The sequence below is a fragment of the Pseudomonas sp. BP8 genome, assembly GCF_017875955.1.
GTDB lineage: Bacteria > Pseudomonadota > Gammaproteobacteria > Pseudomonadales > Pseudomonadaceae > Aquipseudomonas.
Map to the genome: position 1 here is coordinate 5,034,200 of NZ_JAGINK010000001.1, position 17,851 is coordinate 5,052,050.

Annotated in this window: 11 protein-coding genes and 1 pseudogene; 10 read left to right on the forward strand and 2 right to left on the reverse strand. The window is 51.1% G+C overall.

What is annotated here, in order from left to right; all coding sequences use genetic code 11:
• Window positions 1-849: 849 nt before the first annotated feature.
• The 6 genes and pseudogenes from J3B00_RS26855 to kdsB form a co-directional block, all read left to right on the forward strand.
• Window positions 850-1,176 (forward strand): annotated as a pseudogene (locus tag J3B00_RS26855) (CatB-related O-acetyltransferase); the annotation flags it as partial.
• Window positions 1,177-1,733: 557 nt separating this feature from the next.
• The gene (locus J3B00_RS22090; protein WP_209871944.1) at window positions 1,734-2,129 is read left to right on the forward strand and encodes a pantoate--beta-alanine ligase; all 396 of its coding nucleotides are present in this window, start codon (window positions 1,734-1,736) and stop codon (window positions 2,127-2,129) included.
• Window positions 2,122-3,255 (forward strand): CDP-glycerol glycerophosphotransferase family protein, encoded by a 1,134-nt coding sequence (locus J3B00_RS22095; RefSeq protein WP_209871946.1) that lies wholly within the window; start codon window positions 2,122-2,124, stop codon window positions 3,253-3,255. Before J3B00_RS22090 ends, J3B00_RS22095 begins: the two co-directional genes overlap by 8 nt.
• Window positions 3,255-5,501: a capsule biosynthesis protein gene (locus tag J3B00_RS22100; protein ID WP_209871948.1), complete on the forward strand. Its 2,247-nt coding sequence runs from the start codon at window positions 3,255-3,257 to the stop codon at window positions 5,499-5,501. Before J3B00_RS22095 ends, J3B00_RS22100 begins: the two co-directional genes overlap by 1 nt.
• Before the next feature lie 85 nt (window positions 5,502-5,586).
• Complete coding sequence (kdsA, locus tag J3B00_RS22105) at window positions 5,587-6,429, forward strand: 3-deoxy-8-phosphooctulonate synthase (protein ID WP_209871951.1); 843 nt, start codon at window positions 5,587-5,589, stop codon at window positions 6,427-6,429.
• 24 nt (window positions 6,430-6,453) lie between these two features.
• A complete protein-coding gene (kdsB, locus tag J3B00_RS22110; protein WP_209871954.1) occupies window positions 6,454-7,740 on the forward strand; it encodes a 3-deoxy-manno-octulosonate cytidylyltransferase in 1,287 nt (428 codons plus the stop codon).
• Between the two features lie 263 nt (window positions 7,741-8,003).
• Here kdsB and J3B00_RS22115 read toward each other — a convergent pair whose 3' ends face one another.
• Together J3B00_RS22115 and J3B00_RS22120 are read right to left on the reverse strand one after the other, a co-directional pair.
• Entirely contained in the window at window positions 8,004-9,677 is a 1,674-nt protein-coding gene (locus J3B00_RS22115) for a glycosyltransferase (RefSeq protein WP_209871956.1), read from the reverse strand.
• A gap of 1,327 nt (window positions 9,678-11,004) precedes the next feature.
• A complete protein-coding gene (locus J3B00_RS22120; protein WP_209871958.1) occupies window positions 11,005-11,937 on the reverse strand; it encodes a KpsF/GutQ family sugar-phosphate isomerase in 933 nt (310 codons plus the stop codon).
• A gap of 221 nt (window positions 11,938-12,158) precedes the next feature.
• On the opposite strand from J3B00_RS22120, the gene J3B00_RS22125 reads away from it, so the two are divergent.
• The 4 genes from J3B00_RS22125 to J3B00_RS22140 all read left to right on the forward strand — a co-directional run bounded on the left by J3B00_RS22125 (window position 12,159) and on the right by J3B00_RS22140 (window position 17,849).
• Window positions 12,159-13,277, forward strand: coding sequence for a phosphotransferase (locus J3B00_RS22125; protein WP_245362605.1), 1,119 nt, complete (start codon window positions 12,159-12,161; stop codon window positions 13,275-13,277).
• 515 nt (window positions 13,278-13,792) lie between these two features.
• Window positions 13,793-15,817 carry a capsular polysaccharide biosynthesis protein gene (locus J3B00_RS22130; RefSeq protein ID WP_209871960.1) on the forward strand — a complete coding sequence of 675 codons (2,025 nt, stop codon included), beginning with the start codon at window positions 13,793-13,795 and terminating at the stop codon, window positions 15,815-15,817.
• The gene (locus J3B00_RS22135; RefSeq protein WP_209871962.1) at window positions 15,757-17,076 is read left to right on the forward strand and encodes a capsular biosynthesis protein; all 1,320 of its coding nucleotides are present in this window, start codon (window positions 15,757-15,759) and stop codon (window positions 17,074-17,076) included. The genes J3B00_RS22130 and J3B00_RS22135 overlap by 61 nt, the downstream gene beginning before the upstream one ends.
• Window positions 17,073-17,849 carry an SDR family NAD(P)-dependent oxidoreductase gene (locus tag J3B00_RS22140; protein ID WP_209871965.1) on the forward strand — a complete coding sequence of 259 codons (777 nt, stop codon included), beginning with the start codon at window positions 17,073-17,075 and terminating at the stop codon, window positions 17,847-17,849. Before J3B00_RS22135 ends, J3B00_RS22140 begins: the two co-directional genes overlap by 4 nt.
• The last annotated feature ends 2 nt before the right edge of the window (window positions 17,850-17,851 follow it).

Sequence of the window (17,851 nt, forward strand, 5' to 3'; positions counted from 1 at the left end):
GCTAAGCATCAAATCGGAGTCCGAGACACCTTCAGCAGCAACATGCCCCGCCCACCCCCAAAATGAAGCCAGCACCAGCCCAACAAAAGAAATCACAAAAAAAATACTGATCAAGAACCATATGGAACACCCCATACGCCACCCCTGCAGAAAATTTGTAAAAACCCTCCAAATTCTTCTACATCACGCCCATGACGGATCCGTGTCACCTAGAAGTGCAGAGCAATTACGCAAATCAGCTTAAACAGGCCGGACCAGCCAGCCGACGCCAGCATTTTGACAAACAGAATCAAAGCCCCAACCATAATGCCATCATATAGCCATCAACACAAAACAGAAAAATCTTGTAAAATCATCGAAATAACCAAATATTTCACTAAATTCTCCGAAAATCATTATTTTTCAAGTCGCCCTTGAAATCTCAAGCTTCTGAATGAGCAATCACCGCAAGCGCAGCCAATTTTTGCTTTCCCCGCCCCCTTAGCGCGCTCAAAAAAAACGAACGCTAAAACGGCGCTTTCAGTCAATTAATGTTGACAAAAACAACTTGTAAAACATATGATTTCGGGCTGTAGGTGGCCAGCCAAACACGCCGCTGGCTTCTTGATTCCCCGCCACACCAAACCATGGAACACAGTCATGGAAGATAAGCTCATCTCGAAACTCGCTAGCGTTTCTAGCGAGGCTACGCTGCTCCCGCCTGTCAGGCTTTATGGCGCCGTGACCGTGAATGCGAAAGCCCAGATAGGTAAGTACACGTATATCGGTCGAGACGGGTACGTGGGGCGAGGTGCAGTCATCGGCAACTACTGCTCTATCGCGCGCAACGCAGAGATCAGCCCGATCAACCATCCGACTGATTACCTTAGCAGCCACCCATTCCAGTACAACACTAATCACTTCACCGACCACCCTGGGTATCGCACTCACACCCGGGTGAAGGGTCCAAGCGCCAACCCGGCAGTAATTGGTCATGATGTCTGGATAGGTGCTGGAGCTATGATCTGCCAAGGCGTCATAGTGGGAACTGGAGCAGTTATCGCCGGCGGCGCAGTTGTCACCAAAGATGTTCCACCCTACGCTATTGTTGCGGGAGTACCTGCAAAAGTTATCCGATATCGCTTCGATGACGGAACCATTGATAGACTGCTAAATAGCAAGTGGTGGGAACTGGAACCCAAGGACATGGTCGATATCGACTTCCAGAATATTCCAGACGCTTTAGATAGAATCTCTACTACAAAACTTCGAATGGGCTTGGATAATCGCAATGCGCTGAATGGCGTTATTAGCAACTCTGCTAGCGGGACAAGTTCGGGTATTGTGTGGTTCACCACTCCGACTGCTTATGCAGACATGAATGCTCTAGAGAGATTCACCAGCATTGAAGTGATCTCGCACTCACAGGGTCCTGATGATTCGTCTGCCTTGGTAATTCCAGGTATCTACAAAATTAACAGTGCCAGTTTCGATGCTAAACGCGGTTGGTATCGTCTGACGTTTACTGACGGTGACGCACCGTTCAAAGGTAAAATCTTCAAGAATCGGTTTACCTTTAAACTTGGCACTGACTGATTAAGCCGAGTAGCAATTACCAATAACGGCTTCGAAAACGAAGCCGTATTTTTATTTGGGAGACGCACGCACTAACTTGTTCACACCAGTAGAAGCTTCGAACTTGCGTGCCTCCTACATTATCTATTGCTTCAGAATCGCTAACGATAGGGATAGTTATGAGAACAGTGATCACCTTCGGAACATTCGACGTACTGCACATTGGTCACGTCCGAATTCTTCAGCGCGCTCGCGAACAAGGTGACAGACTGGTAGTGGGCGTATCTTCTGACGCACTCAACTATTCGAAAAAACAACGCAACCCAGTTTATCCAGAGACCGAACGACGCGACATTATCGCTTCGCTAGCATGCGTAGACCAAGTATTTCTTGAAGAGTCCCTTGAATTAAAAGGTGAATACATCAAGGAGTTCGGAGCTGACGTACTTGTCATGGGTAACGACTGGGAGGGGCGCTTTGACGAATTCAAGTCTCTCTGCGAAGTTATTTACCTACCGCGTACAGATGGTATTTCCACCACTCAATTGATCGCAGAGATCAAAAAATATGGATAAATTGCCAAGGGTTGGTTTCATCGGCTGGAACCCTTTCCAATTTCTTCATATTCAAAAGCTTGCGAGCACTTTCCCTGGCGCCTGCTTTGTCATCGAAAAAAGAAAGGACTTCATCGATGAATTTAGTGAGGAAGTTTTAAAAAACCCTGCAACACCTATAATGGTTTGGGACAGGGCCAAAATGCCAACTCTGGACGGGGTTTTTGACATCATCGTATGTCAAACGCCTTTTTCCCGTATTGAGACATTCGAGAAATCGAAAATTGCAATGATTCAATACGGGTATGCTAAAGAACCTCACAACTATGGGCCTTGGAGAGCGTTTGCAGACCTCTGCCTGACTTACGGCCCGTATGCATCCAAACGTATTGATTATTTTAGCCCGACTGCAGCAACGGGTAATCCTCGATATGACGACTGGCACCGAGAAGAATTTCATAGTCAGGCTAAACGTAAGCTTGCTGACAAGCTAAACCCTGATAAGAAAACTGTTCTATATCTGCCCACGTGGGGTGACCTTTCTAGTGTAGATCAGTACATAGATGCAATTTACGCTTTGGCTGAAAACTTCAACGTCCTCACCAAGATGCATCATAACACTCAGCTTCTAGAGGCGGATCGCAAGGGTAAAATTGCTTCCGGCAGCATTCGCCACTTCGGAGCTAATGATGACCTCCTAGAGTTATTAGCTGTCTCCGACATAGTAATTTCCGACTATAGTGGAGCAATCTTCGACGCTATGTACTGCAGGAAACCCATAGCACTCCTTGAAGCCGATCTTGATGATCAAATGGGGGGCAAAAAGATTGATGATTATAGTCTTGAATACTCCCGCAGAGATGAACTCGGCCTTCGCATAAGTTCTCCAGAGCACTTGCATTCAGGAATTTCCGAGCTGGCCAACAACCCACACAAATACATAAGTGGGTATGAGCCGCTGCGGACCGAGTTATTTACCGCCACTAACGATTCGCTAAGCCTAGCTCACGACGCATTGATTCAGCTTTGGAAGGGCAAGTACATCCCAAGCCAGCCTCAAATTTATGTTCGTAAAGAGCTTAAAGAATTTTACACAACAAAGCGACAGCTGGCCATTGCTAAGAAAAAGCAGAGCGTAGTGAAATAATGCTATCCATTCAGCGAAACTTAATTGTAAAAGCAATCTTTCTTTTGTCAAAAATAGGTGCGCATCGAGCAAGCCTTGCATTCACTGACAGGTTGCTACAGCTCGATGTTTCATTGAGCCAACTGAGAAGAGCAGTAGCTTCAGCTAATTCACAAAATGATAATGAAGCAGCTCTACGCTTCGCGACGTATGCAATTGATAAGTTCCCAGCGAATTCTTTTGGCTATCTTGAAAAAGCTAAGGTTTTAGCTCACCAGGGAAATACCGATGAGGCAGTGGCAGTACTGAAGCTCGCCCCCTCCTGCGGCCCAGTTTCAGAGGCTCTGCGTTCGCATCGCCTAAAACCCTCCAAAAGCTCGAAAAAATCCGTCGTTAAGAAACCAAAGGCTCAATTGACAGAGCAGGATCTTGAGCAATCGCTTCTTATGGCAGGGAATGATTTATCTTGGCTCAACATCATTGCGGAACAAGCTAAATCCGCAATCAATGCCGACCCATCTAATTCAACAAATTACAACATCCTCGCGCGCACTTATCATCAATTAAATCTGAATGATAAGTTGATAGAGGCAATCCTTTCCTTTCCGGATAGGATTTCATCCCGGCTGAATTACAGATTGATGCTGGCTAAAGCTTATCAAGCATCTCGTAATCAGAGGGCGGCATACGATGTACTACTGGCCGCCCAGGTAGAATTTCCTTCCGAGCGACTGTTACTGATGCGTATTAGTGACATCCTGCGAGATGACGCTCAAACCGCTCGTTCCTACTCTTATTTGTGTGCAAGTCAAGCGCTCTATCCATCATACGGATCAGTTAAGAGACTTTCCTTTGAAATCGATCACGCGCTGTTTGAGCCAGCACGCGAGACGCTGTCGAATATCTTGCTGTTTCCTCAAGAAGTCTTGATGAAGTTCATGCCAATGATCAACCGGGCGACGCCTTTCTTCCCGGACCTAGCACACAGCATTCGGTCCGCTAGGGGTAATGCACGGGCCTTGCTTGCAGCAGAAACTGGCCGTAAAGGTATTAATCCTGACGACCAAGTCAAGGTTGCAGTGAAGTGCCGCTGGATAAACGAAGCTCAAGCGATTGTAAAACGCAACAATAACGGCAAGCAACCTGTAAGTAGTGGAAATAAAGCCTGGCTCGAAGCCGTCACGGATCAAATTAGAAAAATTCGACCACTTATTGAAATAGCAACTACCAATGAAACGTCGCCACATCTATACGGCATTAAAAATGGCGTGATGGTGGACGTCGACCCAAATAGCATTGACTTATCCAAAACTGTTGAGGTGTTTATCCCTACAGTTTTCTTTGCAGCTCCGAATGAAGTAAAGCCTAGCTATGCAACTGTTCGAGCTTTCTTGGGTAACGTTTACGACTATCTGATGAGTCGAACCGACCTGATCCTGGTTCCACGACACCAGTGGAACTGGCGAAATCACGATCCACGCATCCCTGGTGCTCGAGTTGTAAGCTATCACACTAACGCACCATACAACGTTAAGCACCTGCATATTCAAGAGGTTCCGTTGGCTGGACGCTGCAGTATGGATCATCAAGGATTCGCTGGCTACTCCTCACTGTCGACAATTCACGATCCAATTGAGCAGGCTAGAAGAGCGTATTCAGCAGAAATTCTTCAACAAACCGAGCGTGATCTTTACAGAATCTACGTTCAGAATAACATTTCGAAATATTCACAAACAGTTGAGCGTGTATCGTTCGAAGACGAATATGTTTTTGTAGCACTGCAAATTCCAACTGACACTGTAGCAGCTCTAGCATACGTTACCGGTGCAGAGCTCGTGCAAACTGTAGCAGAGCATTATCGAGGCAGCAAAACTAAAGTTCGTGTTAAGCGCCATCCATATTGCAACAGCATGACAGTACAGAACACACTCGAAACGCTACTGAAATCCAATGCAATCGAGATTTCTGACGCATCAGTGCACGACTTAATATCGGGAGCTAAAGCTGTATTCACTGTCAACTCAGGTGTAGGACTTGAAGCACTTTTGCACGGTCGCCCTGTAGTTGTTACCGGAGAGTGCGATTACTCTTATGCGGTTTCAGCGCAGCCTAAGTCCATTGAACAGTTGAAGCTCACATTGACTCAAGACCTTGAATTCGACCGCGAGCGTACACAGCACTTACTGCATTACTACGTCAATAGCTATTCAATGGGGAGTGATGATAGCGCCGCTATTCACGACCGGTTGAAACAATGGCTTGACTGACAAACTGATTGGTAATAGCTATGTAGGCCACGTGAGGCACCGAGTTGTGTGCTTCACAAACAAATTTAGATGAGAACTTGCAACCATGATCAACATCACTTCCTCCATCGAATGCTCAAACTCCAAACCATTCGTTCTCTTCGGGGGCATTAATGTCCTAGAGTCCGAAGAGCTCGCATTGACAGCTTGCGCCGAATACGTTCGTGTAACCGAGAAACTGGGTATCCCTTACGTTTTCAAGGCTAGCTTTGACAAAGCTAACCGCTCTTCGATCCATTCTTATCGTGGTCCAGGCATGGAAGAAGGCCTGCGAATTTTCGAGAAAGTAAAAGCCGAATTTGGTGTTCCGATCATCACCGATGTCCACGAAATCTATCAGGTCGCTCCTGTTGCCGAAGTAGTAGATGTACTACAACTACCAGCATTCCTAGCTCGCCAGACTGACCTTGTAGTTGCGCTAGCTAAGACTGGCAAACCCATTAACATTAAAAAACCTCAGTTCTTGAGCCCATCACAAGTACAAAATATTGTGCACAAGTTCAAGGAAGCGGGTAACGACCAGCTTATTTTATGCGATCGCGGCACATGCATGGGCTACGACAATCTGATTGTCGACATGCTAGGTTTCGGAGTAATGAAACGTACTTGCGAAAACCTGCCCATCATTTTCGATGTAACGCACGCTCTTCAGAATCGCGATCCATCTGGAGCAGCTTCCGGCGGACGTCGTGATCAGGTCGTCGACTTGGCACGCGCTGGAATGGGTGTAGGTCTTGCTGGCCTGTTCCTGGAAGCGCACCCTAACCCGAATCATGCGAAATGTGACGGCCCAAGCGCCCTGCCCTTGGATAAACTTGAACCTTTTCTCGCGCAGATCAAAGCACTGGACGATCTTGTCAAGTCTTTTACCCCTCTGGTGATTTCGTAAGTCTTGGCAATGAGGACTGAGAGTATGGCAACTCCTGAACAACGGGTAGCGATCATCATCCCAGCCCGCTATGGCTCGACCCGTCTACCTGGTAAGCCACTAGCCGACATTGCTGGGAAACCGATGGTGCAACACGTTTACGAGCGTGCACTGCAAGTGACGAATGCACAAACTGTAGTGGTAGCCACTGATGACGAGCGAGTCGCCGATGTTGTTCTCGGTTTCGGTGGCAAGTGCATAATGACCTCACCGAATCATCCATCCGGAACTGACCGCCTTGCTGAAGTAATGACCAAAATTGATGCAGATATCTACATCAATCTGCAAGGGGATGAGCCTTTAGTACGTCCGCTGGACATAAAAACCTTGGCGGCCGGTATGCTTGCTGACGCCTCGGTTAATGTTGGAACCTTGTGCCATCCAATCAATGCGGATGAATCGCACAATCCGAATACTGTCAAAGTAGTACTAGCCCACAACGGTAATGCGTTGTACTTCAGCCGCTCTCCAATCCCATACCCTCGCGACAGTACTGTGGCGACATATCTAAAGCATGTAGGCGTTTATGCATATCGACGCCATGTGCTCGCTGAGTACTCCAGCCTTCCCCAGCCCATGATGGAGCATGCAGAAAAGCTGGAACAGTTGCGATTGATGGCGGCCGGTTATTGTATCCGGGCATTCATCGTGGAACCTACTGGTCCAGGAGTGGACACCCCTGAATGCCTAGAAATAGTGCGCAAGCTATTTGAGGGGCAATCTCCAACACCTAAGCCGAAACTCTCAGATATCCGTCTGGTTATAACTGACGTGGATGGCGTACTAACAGATGGTGGCATCTATTACGATGCTACGGGCGAATGTGTCAAACGCTTCCATGTTCGTGATGGTATGGGGATGCGGTTACTGGAAGAAAATGGCGTCCGCGTGGCGGTATTATCCGGGCGGGATTCTGAAGCACTACGTAAGCGCGTTGCAGACTTGGGAATTACGCTCTGCCAGTTTGGGGTTAAAGATAAGCTAGCCGCTTGCAAAGAGTTAATGCAACAAGCCTGCGTGACGAAAGATCAAACTGCATGCATTGGTGATGATTGCATAGACCTCCCTGCGTTCATAGCTTGCGGTATGTCATTTGCCGTTGCAGATGCACCTGTATACGTGAAGGCTGCAGCAACACAATCACTTGCTGCTGCCGGCGGCACTGGGGCATTCCGTGAACTAGCTGATGCGATCCTAATTGCTCAGGGAAAAGATGCCGTACTTGGGAGCGCTGATGCGTACGCTAAAGTAATGGCAAAGATGGCTCAATAAATATAATTATTATATCTTAAAAATTAGCTTACCGTCGATCCACCTCAGCGTTACCTGGATTAGCCAGCAATCCAGGTAACGACTTCAATATAGAAATCTATATAATATACTTTAACCACCTAGCATTTATCTTCCTATAATTTTTATTTAAGCACTATCAATACAATATTAGCTAACCGCACGCTCAAGTAGTGCAATGCATAGCAATCCGACACTTCAGTGCGGACATCGCATAAGCCTCACCAAGCTAATTCTTCAAATTATTAGCAGCTAAACCTAAACTCTACGGAGCCGGCAGGAACCACTCCATTATAAACATAATCACCTTGGGAAAACTTAACAATCACTCGCTTATTTTCGTCATATGCAATAGAACTTATATCGTAAATTCCTGACTCAACTAAGCACGCCTGATCTTTCCATTTTCTTGACCTATCAACCCGAAGCACTTCAAGCCTACGATAACCTTCAATCTCTTCAGCAGATGCGGCGGCAATAATAATATTCCCTGCGACACTAGAAAACTCATTCCGCATTCTTTCAGAATATTTTATTTCATTGGAAGGCCAATCCTTTGACGTTAAATCACTGACGAGCGTCAACCACTTCTCCGTAATCACATTTGGAGCATACTCGAGAGCCGATTTAATACTAGCCTCAGACATCACCGTGAATTTATCATCATCGCTAGCCAAGCGGACTATTCTATCCGCCATTTCCACCTCACCATTGACAAGATACCCGTTCACTTCATTTTTAATTATCTCTACCGGCCCATAATTCGATGACAGTGAAATTACCGGACAGCCAAATGACATAGACTCGAGAATACTTAGACCAAAACCCTCAGAGACTGAAGCAGAAATAGAACCGCGCGCCTGTGCAAATACGTGAGATACCGGGTTAGCATAACCTTTGAGTTTGACATGATCTGAAAGAGCACTAGCATCTATCAATGATTGTATTTCGTTTTCTCTAGACCCATGTCCCCAAATCTCTAGATATAAATCACCACATCTGTCCAAAGCAAGTCGAAATGCCCGGATTATCATGTCAATATTTTTGACAGTTTCTAACCGAGAAACGACCACAAAGCGCTTAGCCATGCGCGTGGTCTGCGGTTTTGATTCTATGCTTACTGAGTTAGGAATAACTCTGACATCTTTTAGGCTTTGAAATTGCCTCTCAACATCCACCATTTGAGCATTAGTTAACAGGACCAGCGAGTCCGCGAAGCGAGCATGCGCTAAAATCCTTCCACTTACCACGGTGATAGGACTACCATACACATATGGCTTTGCAAAATGATTACCGTGTAGAGTTAAAACTTTCCGTGCATTTTTAGCTGTAACTTTTGATACAGTTCCGGCCTTAGTGGATGCATCAGCAATTAAAACCGTAGACGCTCCAAATTTCGCTATCTCGTTTAACCAAAAAACATATGCATCATCTCTAGTCTTGAAATTCATAACTTGACGACCAGGAAGATCAAGCTGGAAACTCACCACCTGATTTTCAGAGTTTATTATTTCTCGAGCAAAGACACGGCCATTTGAGTCAACATATTCTGACGTGCGAAATCCTGTTAACCCTATATATCTTGATGTCCTTTCAAGCTCAACAATATCTGGCTTTACAAAGAGATCACTGAACTGCGCTTTATCTCCGCCTACCCGAGAAATTATCGAGTAATAAGAAAAGAAATTCACTACTGCAACTGATTGCCCAAGCCTTCCATCTTCTCTAAGCGTCTTCACTGAATTTAACAGCGACGGGTCATACTCAGCCGTGGCAATAATCGATCTCAGACCGCTTTCAGAGAGCATTTTAGCCCTTGCCATGGCGACGCGAGTAACCCCTCCTGACTGAGAAGACAGCTTATTTAGTACCGATACCACTTGAACAATTTGGGAGTGTTCATGAAATTCGCCAGACATTAAATTTCGTCCATGACTGATTTGGTTAGTGCGTATTATGTCTACTATTTGATCGCCGGAACAAGAGCTCAGAGCAATAAATTGCCTTCTCTAATCGAGAAGACCCTCATCGCCCCTCAACTGATCCATCACTGATCAGTCACTCTATATTGACAACACGGGCATACGATGATCAACAACATGTTCAACCGGTAAAGCGAGATGCCCCGCCTTTGTCCCCGCTTGCTCGCGTTGATCGTTTCTCATATTTCTAAACGAAGGCGTCTAATGTAGAATTACCCCTAACCCCCAAAGCTAGGGTGTCAACAACATCTTTGCGTAAACTCTTACAACCACGAACGACACCAAAAGATTATTCAAGCAACAAATTTCTTATCACCTCGGGAAATCTAGACTTTATTTCCCGGACTGGATTACCACCTACTATTTTATACGACTGCCCCTACAATTACAGCGCCATTACCAATAGTAATATTCCGACCTAGAACGACATTCTCGGCGACCCAATCATCATACCCGACGGTTACTTTTTTCGATTTATTTGGTCGCTTTATCTAGGGACATTACCTCTCGTCATGCAAAGCAAAATTTTCCGAACGTAAAAATGGATTTAATCGCCCATTTATTATGGGTGCCGCCCTACGAGGTTTATACGCGCATATAGCAATATCTTTCAATTCGCGACTTTGGCAGGAATGGGGATCGAAGAAAGCTAAAGACCCCAAGGAGCTAACATTGTTGCCTACTACTGGACAAGCAGCATTCCCTTCTATTTCCAAATCATCATGAAAGACAATCAAATCAGATTCTTTATGATGCTCTGACCAATATTCACCTGAAACGCAACCCTCCGCCCCTCAGAAAACCCTTCAGCTAACGGTATTCAATGGTATGTTTCATAAGTGTTCTTGGGAAATTCAATTTTTCCAGATCATAGCGGTTTTCTGATAGCCGAAAACAGATCACTACTTCTAATCACAAGCGACCACTCACATCCTAGCTTCGGTTAAACCTATGAAATCATTCACACTGGAATGGATATTAATAAACCAATCCTAAAAAGCTCTAAATCGAGTCTGATTCAGTGCTTTTTGGAAAAGATTACGAAACCGGAGGGCGTACAGACATCAACTAGTCCAATAAGGTAGGGTGTCGCTCAACCCTGAGGATTTTGCACTGATCATGCCAGGCTATCACCACAAGATGGAGAAAGCCTGGCTATGAAACAGCGAAGTAGCAAAGACCTTAAACTAAAACTAATCCAACTCTCGCGCTCAATGTTGAGTTAGGCGAAGAGTAGCGACCTTTCACATAGTCACAATGGCTATTAGTCAAAAATCTCCACGACACCCACAACGGCATTAGCCTCATCCTTTACAGCCAAAGCACGAACCTTATTATCGCGCATATAAACTTCAGCCTCAGACAGCTGTGCATCCTCACCAATAGTATGAGGATTAATCGTCATAAACTGCGAAACAGTCTCATGAATAACACCCTCATTACTCAGCAATGCACGGCGCAGGTCACCGTCCGTAACAATCCCCACCAGTTTCTCATCGTCCATAACTACTGTCAGGCCAAGACGGCTGCGGGTCATCACCAACAAGCAATCATGGAAACTGGTTTCAGGCGTGACAACAGGCGCTGGCGAGTGCATCACATCACGCACGCGGGTGAGCAGCTTGCGACCCAGGCTGCCACCGGGGTGGTAGCGGGCGAAATCCATAGGTTTGAATTGAATCGCTTCGATGATGGCCACGGCAAGGGCATCACCCATGGCCATGGTGGCCAAGGTCGACGTGGTCGGGGCCAGGTTATTCGGGCAAACCTCACGTTCGACCGAGATATCGAGCCAGATATCGGCGTGCTTGGCCAGGGTGGACTTACCGTTGCCTGTCATGGCAATGAACTTGTTGCCGAACGACTTCAGGCTTGGGATCAGCTTGATCAGCTCTTCGGTCTCGCCGCTGTAGCTGATGAGGATCAGCACGTCGATAGGCTTGAGCATGCCGAGGTCGCCATGGAAGGCTTCAGCAGGATGCAAGAAGAAGCTCGGAGTGCCGGTGGAAGCAAAGGTGGCGACCATCTTCTGGCCAATCAGCCCAGATTTACCCATCCCACAGACCACGGTACGCCCCTGGCAACCAAGGATCAGTTCGACTGCACTCTGGAATTCGCCATTGAGGCGATCGGCCATCTGCGTAACGGCTTGGGCCTGAGCGATTAGGGCTTCTTTGGCGATGTTGAGGTGGTTCATATTCGTCCCTGACGATTGGTGCTAATTACGAGGCGGGGAATGGTAAGGTGTTTAGATAGCTAAGCAAAGTCCGTATGTGTGCCTGGGGACTTAAACTGACTGAACGGTCTCACCTGACTGTCAATTTTTAGCTTCAAGATGGCCGGAGCCTGCGGAATCCGAGTGATGGCCATTGCAAATCACCCGCTTCGTTGAATCTTTTCGTTGTACGCCACTCCCATATGCCGCAGCATACGGCCCCCTCAATCGCTACACATCGGACGTACGGCTTTGCCAGATTGAATGTTATGACTTCCCCTCCTTCCCCGCCTGCATCGAGCAAGACGCTCTACCGCTGGCAACGTGCACCACTCGACGATCACCTTCGCGCCCTGTTGCCCCAGTGGGTCGGGCAGCCGCTGAACATCACTAGCGAAGACCTCGCTTCAAATGCCTCGTTCGTCAACTACGTACGCCACCATCGCTTGAACGACCCGATTACCGGTAATCCTGTAGAGCTGGTGGAAAAGTCGATCCGCAAGATGGCGCTCATTGGCAGTCAGGAGGCGCGCTTTCACCGCGCCGAAGGCATGCTCGCGGGCAGTGCGCACTTTCATTATCCCGGGTGTTTGGGCGTAGTCGAAACCCCATGGGAAAGCCTGATCTTTACTGAGTTTGTGCGGGGCAAACCACCTCGCATGCACGCCATTGCCCAAAAATTGGCAGCAGGCATCGCTGAGCTTGAAACCCTTAGCCATGACTACCTGGAAGCGCAGCCATTGGCCAAGACGCCGCTCTGGTGGAGCATGGACTTCTTCCGACCATGGTTCCTGCTGCGTCCACGCTTCAATTTTTCCCGTTGCCTGCCGAACCTTGAGCAGTTGGCGCGCGAAGATGAGCGGTTTGTCGGGTTAGCTAAGCACTTCAAGAGCTGCGTGCCGTTGACCCGCCGATTGGCTGAACAGGCACGGCGCAGCCCGCGCTGTATCAGCCACATGGACTATCTGCGTAAGAACCTCTTCGTGGACAAGGGGCAGTTGCACCTGATCGATTGGAGTGAAGTGAAGGTCGGTCGGGTGGGCTTCGATGGTGGGGCTTACCTGGGCAGCCTGTTCCGTCGTAAGGACATGGCGGTGTTTCTCGCCGCCCAGGCGGAATTTGTCGAGGCATATCGGGAAGCCTTGCCGTCGAAATTCGATGGCGAGCAGGCGCAAGAGAATCTGCGCTACGTGTTTCTGTTGACGGCACTTTTTCACTGCTTGCGCCCAGAGACGGTGGCGGAATATCAGGCCCGGGACCGGATGGTGCTGCTTCGAGAAAAGTACGAATATTTGCTGGAGATGGCGCTTGGGAAGCCGTAACAGTCGGTAGAAGACGTGTCACATCCGAGCTCTTTTGGGGCTTAGCTAACGGCTTTCATCTTAGTGCTGCGGTGATTGCTTACGGGCTGCTTTGCAGCGCTTCGCGGTCAGGCCCGCTCCCACAGGTTACGTTGGGGGGCGGGATTCAGATTCATGCACAACTCAGACTTTAAGAGATGGACGTACCACGGAGTGATGTGGCGCTATCGCGAACCTTTCTTCACTTCACCAGTCACACCGATCAAACGCCAATAGCTTGGATCTTCGGGCTAAAGCCTCATTAAAGATAGCCAAACGCCACCACTGCGGACCCGGACTTCCTGCGAATAGATATCATTGTGATGTCATCCGTCGGGATTGGCCGGAATCCTCGAACTTCCTATGCGATTTTTCCACAACAGTCGTACTGCTAATGGGAATTTGTATTAAGATCCGCCCCTATCTTTTTCCACCTCATTGGCTTCACGGGCGCTCGCCCTTGCTGTCCTCTTCACATGGAACGTCGCTCTACGTTTATGGATGACGCTTTGCCTCTCCCGCGCTTGCTGGTCCTGTCCAAGGGCGCCCAGCTCATCACCACTTTGCCTGCTCTGTTGCCCGATTACGCGCTGCACAACGGCGTGACGGGAGATGTAAAAAAAGCAGATTGGGTAATGGCTTGGGGCCGCAAGCCCAGTGCTCTCAAGGCCATGGCCGAGGCACGTAAAGCAGGTAAGCCAGTGCTCACGCTGGAAGACGGCTTCGTGCGTTCGGTTGGACTGGGCGCCGACGAACCGCCGTTGTCGCTGATCGTCGATGATGTTGGCGTTTACTACGACGCTAGCCAACCGTCACGGCTCGAGCAACTGATCGCCACACCTCTCACGCCACAGCAAACCGAAAGGGCCTTGGCACTTCAGGGGCAGTGGCAAGCGCTGCGCATCTCCAAGTACAACGAGGCGCGCATCGATACGCCTCAGCTACCCGATGACTGTGTACTGGTCGCCGATCAGACCTGCGCCGATGCTTCACTGCAAGGCGCTGGAGTCGAGGACTTCGCGGCCATGCTTGAGGCTGCCCTGGCGCGCTACCCGCAGAGTACGGTCCTGCTCAAAGTGCATCCCGACGTGGTCGCCGGACGCAAGAGCGGCCACTTCGACCTGGACGCGCTGGCAAGCAATCCCCGCGTACGGGTACTGGCAGAAAATATCCATCCTGCCGAGCTGCTGCCGCGGATGCGCGCGGTTTTCGTCATGACCTCACAACTAGGCTTCGATGCACTGTTGTGGAATGTGCCAGTGCACACTTGGGGCATGCCGTTTTATGCCGGCTGGGGCCTGACTGACGATCGCTTGCTAGCACCGTCGCGACGCCACCCAGTGCCTCTGGCGCAATTAATCCATGCCAGCTTGGTCGACTATCCGCGTTACGTATGCCCGGAACGAAACACCCCGTGCACACCTGAAGTCCTGATGGCCTGGATCGGGCTGCAGCGTCGTCACCGAAGCGTACTCCCGCAGAGCGTGCAAATGCTCGGTTTCAGCCGCTGGAAGGAGCCACTGGCGGACATGTTCTTCAATGGCGCTGCGATCCGCTTCGTCAAGCCTGAGCTCGACCTCAGCACCGACCTGCCGGTGGTCACGTGGGGCTGCAAGCACGATGAAGACCTGCAAGATCACCACCTCCCGGTCAACCGCGTCGAGGACGGTTTCCTCCGTTCAGTAGGCCTTGGCGCCGGCAAGACCCGCCCCTTGTCGTGGGTAGTTGACGACTTGGGCATCTACTACGACGCCACCCGCCCTTCGCGGCTCGAGCACATCCTCGCCAACGACCCCTTCAACGCCGACCTACTGGCCCGCGCCGAAGCCTTGCGTTTGGCAATCTGCCGCGCCGGGCTGACCAAGTACAACCTGCCCGGCGAGCATTGGCAGCGCCCGGCCGAGGCTCGTCAGGTGATCCTGGTTACCGGCCAGGTAGAGGGGGATGCGTCGATTCGTTTTGGCGGCAATCGCATCCGCAGCAACCTGCAACTGCTGCGCGCGGTGCGCGAGCACAACCCGCAGGCGTGGGTGCTGTACAAGCCGCACCCGGAGGTGCTGGCCGGTACCCGTGAGCGGGGTGATGACGAAGCGCAGACAGTCGACTGGTGCGACGAGGTCATTGGCAACACGCCGCTGCAACAGCTGCTGGAAGTGGTCGACGAGGTGCATGTGTTGACCTCGCAATCGGGCTTCGAGGCATTGCTGCGCGGGGTGCCGGTGACTACCTATGGCCAGCCGTTCTATGCCGGCTGGGGGCTCACCCGCGACATGGACCTGCAACCCCAGCTGCAGGCACGCCGGACCCGTCAGCTAACGCTGGACCAGTTAGTGGCAGGCACCTTGCTTCTATATCCCACCTACGTGAGCCGGATCACTAACCGCTTCACCACGGCAGAACAGACTCTCTACGAATTACAACATTGGCATGCGCTGAACCCGCAGCCAGGAGCTACCTCTCGATGGCAGGACTTGATTCGACGCTTGAGCAGTTTGTTGGGCATGAAGCGCCTGACCAACTGAGTGCAAGGGCGACGCGTCGTCCCCTGTTAGGCATTCCGCAGCACAACTTCCTGTTTTTGCAGGGCGTCAGCTCACCGTTTTTCCAGCGCTTGGCCAAGGGCCTGCGTGATATCGGCCAGCGCGTGCACAGCGTGCGCTTCAACGTTGGCGACGTGATGTATGGCGCCAACGGCGCGCGCATGCGCTTCCCCAATCGCCTCGAGGAAGCGCGGGATTGGTACGCCCAGGTATTCCGCGAGCTGGATATCACCGACCTGGTGCTGTTCGGCGACTGTCGCCCGGTGCATCAACCTGCAGTGGCCTTGGCCCGCTTGCTGGGCATTCGCGTTCATGTCTTCGAGGAAGGTTACTTCCGCCCGTACTGGGTGACCCTGGAACGCGACGGCGTAAACAATCACTCGCGCCTGCCGCGTGACCCGCAGTGGTATCGCGAAGTCGGCAGGCACATCCCGCGCTACCAGAACGGCAACCCCTTCAAGCTGTCGTTTACCGCGCGTGCCACGCACGATGTGCTGTATCACGCTGGCGGCGCGCTGAATGCGCTGGCCTTCCCGCGCTACCGTACCCATGCGCCGTTCAACGCGGCAGTGGAATACGCCGGTTTTATCCGCCAGGGCTTGCGCTTGTTGCGTGCACGCAACCATGACGATGCGTTGGTGGCAGAGGTCGCCCGTGAGCGACGGCCAACGTTCTTGCTGCCGCTGCAACTCGACAGCGATGCGCAGATCCGTGACCACTCGCCATTCCAGAACATGACCCAGGTAATCGAGCACGTCATCGACTCGTTCTCCCTGCACGCTCCGTTCGAAGCACGCCTGCTGATCAAGAACCACCCGCTGACACCGGGCCTGGTCAACTACCAGAAAATCACTGAGCAACTGGCGAAAAAGTACGACGTGGCCGACCGGGTCGATTTCCTCGAAAGCGGTCATATGCCCACGCTGCTCTCGCACATTGCCGGGATGATCACCGTCAACAGCACGGCCGGGGCGTCGGCGATACTCCACCATCGCCCGACCTGCACCTTGGCAGACCCCATCTACGCGATGCCGGGCTTGACCCACCAAGGCAACCTGAAAGACTTCTGGATGCACCACGAGGCGCCCGACAACACGCTGTTCCAGCGCTTTCGCAACACGGTTATCCACACCACCCAGGTCAACGGCGGTTTCTACACGCCCTGCGGCATGGACATGGCCGTGGCCAACTGCCTCGAAGTGCTGATGGCGAAAACTTCAAGAATCGAAAAATACCTATGAACCCCACCGCTTCGCCCCGCTGCATCCTCATCACCGGCGCCACCGGCGGCATCGGCGGCGCCCTGGCCCCTGCCTACGCCGCCCCCGGCGTCACCCTGATCCTGCAAGGCCGGCGCCTCGATCGCCTCGAACAGATGGCCAGCGAATGCCGCGCCCTGGGCGCCCGGGTGCTGCTCGAAGCGCTCGACGTGCGCGACCTGGACGCGCTGCGGGCCATGGTCCGCCGGGTCAGCGAGCAGGAGCAGCCAGACCTGGTGCTGGTCGGTGCCGGGCTCAACACGGCAGTCGGCGCCAATGGCGAGGCCGAGTGCTGGGACGACAGCCGGGCGCTGCTCGAGGTCAATGTGATGGCGGCACTGGCCACGGTGGAAGCGGCGTTGCCGTCCATGCGTAGCCGCGGCCATGGGCAGATCGGCCTGTTCAGCTCGCTGGCGGGCTGGCGCGGGCTGCCGGTAACGCCGACCTACAGTGCGAGCAAGGCGGCGATCCGGGTGTATGGCGAGGCGATCCGTGACTGGCTGGCGCCGGAAGGGGTCAAGGTCAATGTGATCGTGCCGGGCTACGTGGAATCGAAGATGTGCTTCGAGATGCCGGGGCCCAAGCCGTTTCTGTGGACTGCCGAGAAGGCGGCCAAGCGCATTCGGCGCGGGCTGGCGGCCAATCAGGCGCGAATCAGCTTTCCGTTCCCGCTCAACCTGGGTACCTGGCTGCTGGGGGTGATTCCGCAGCGGCTCTCTTCGATGATTTTGCGTGGGCTGAAGTACAGTGATTGATT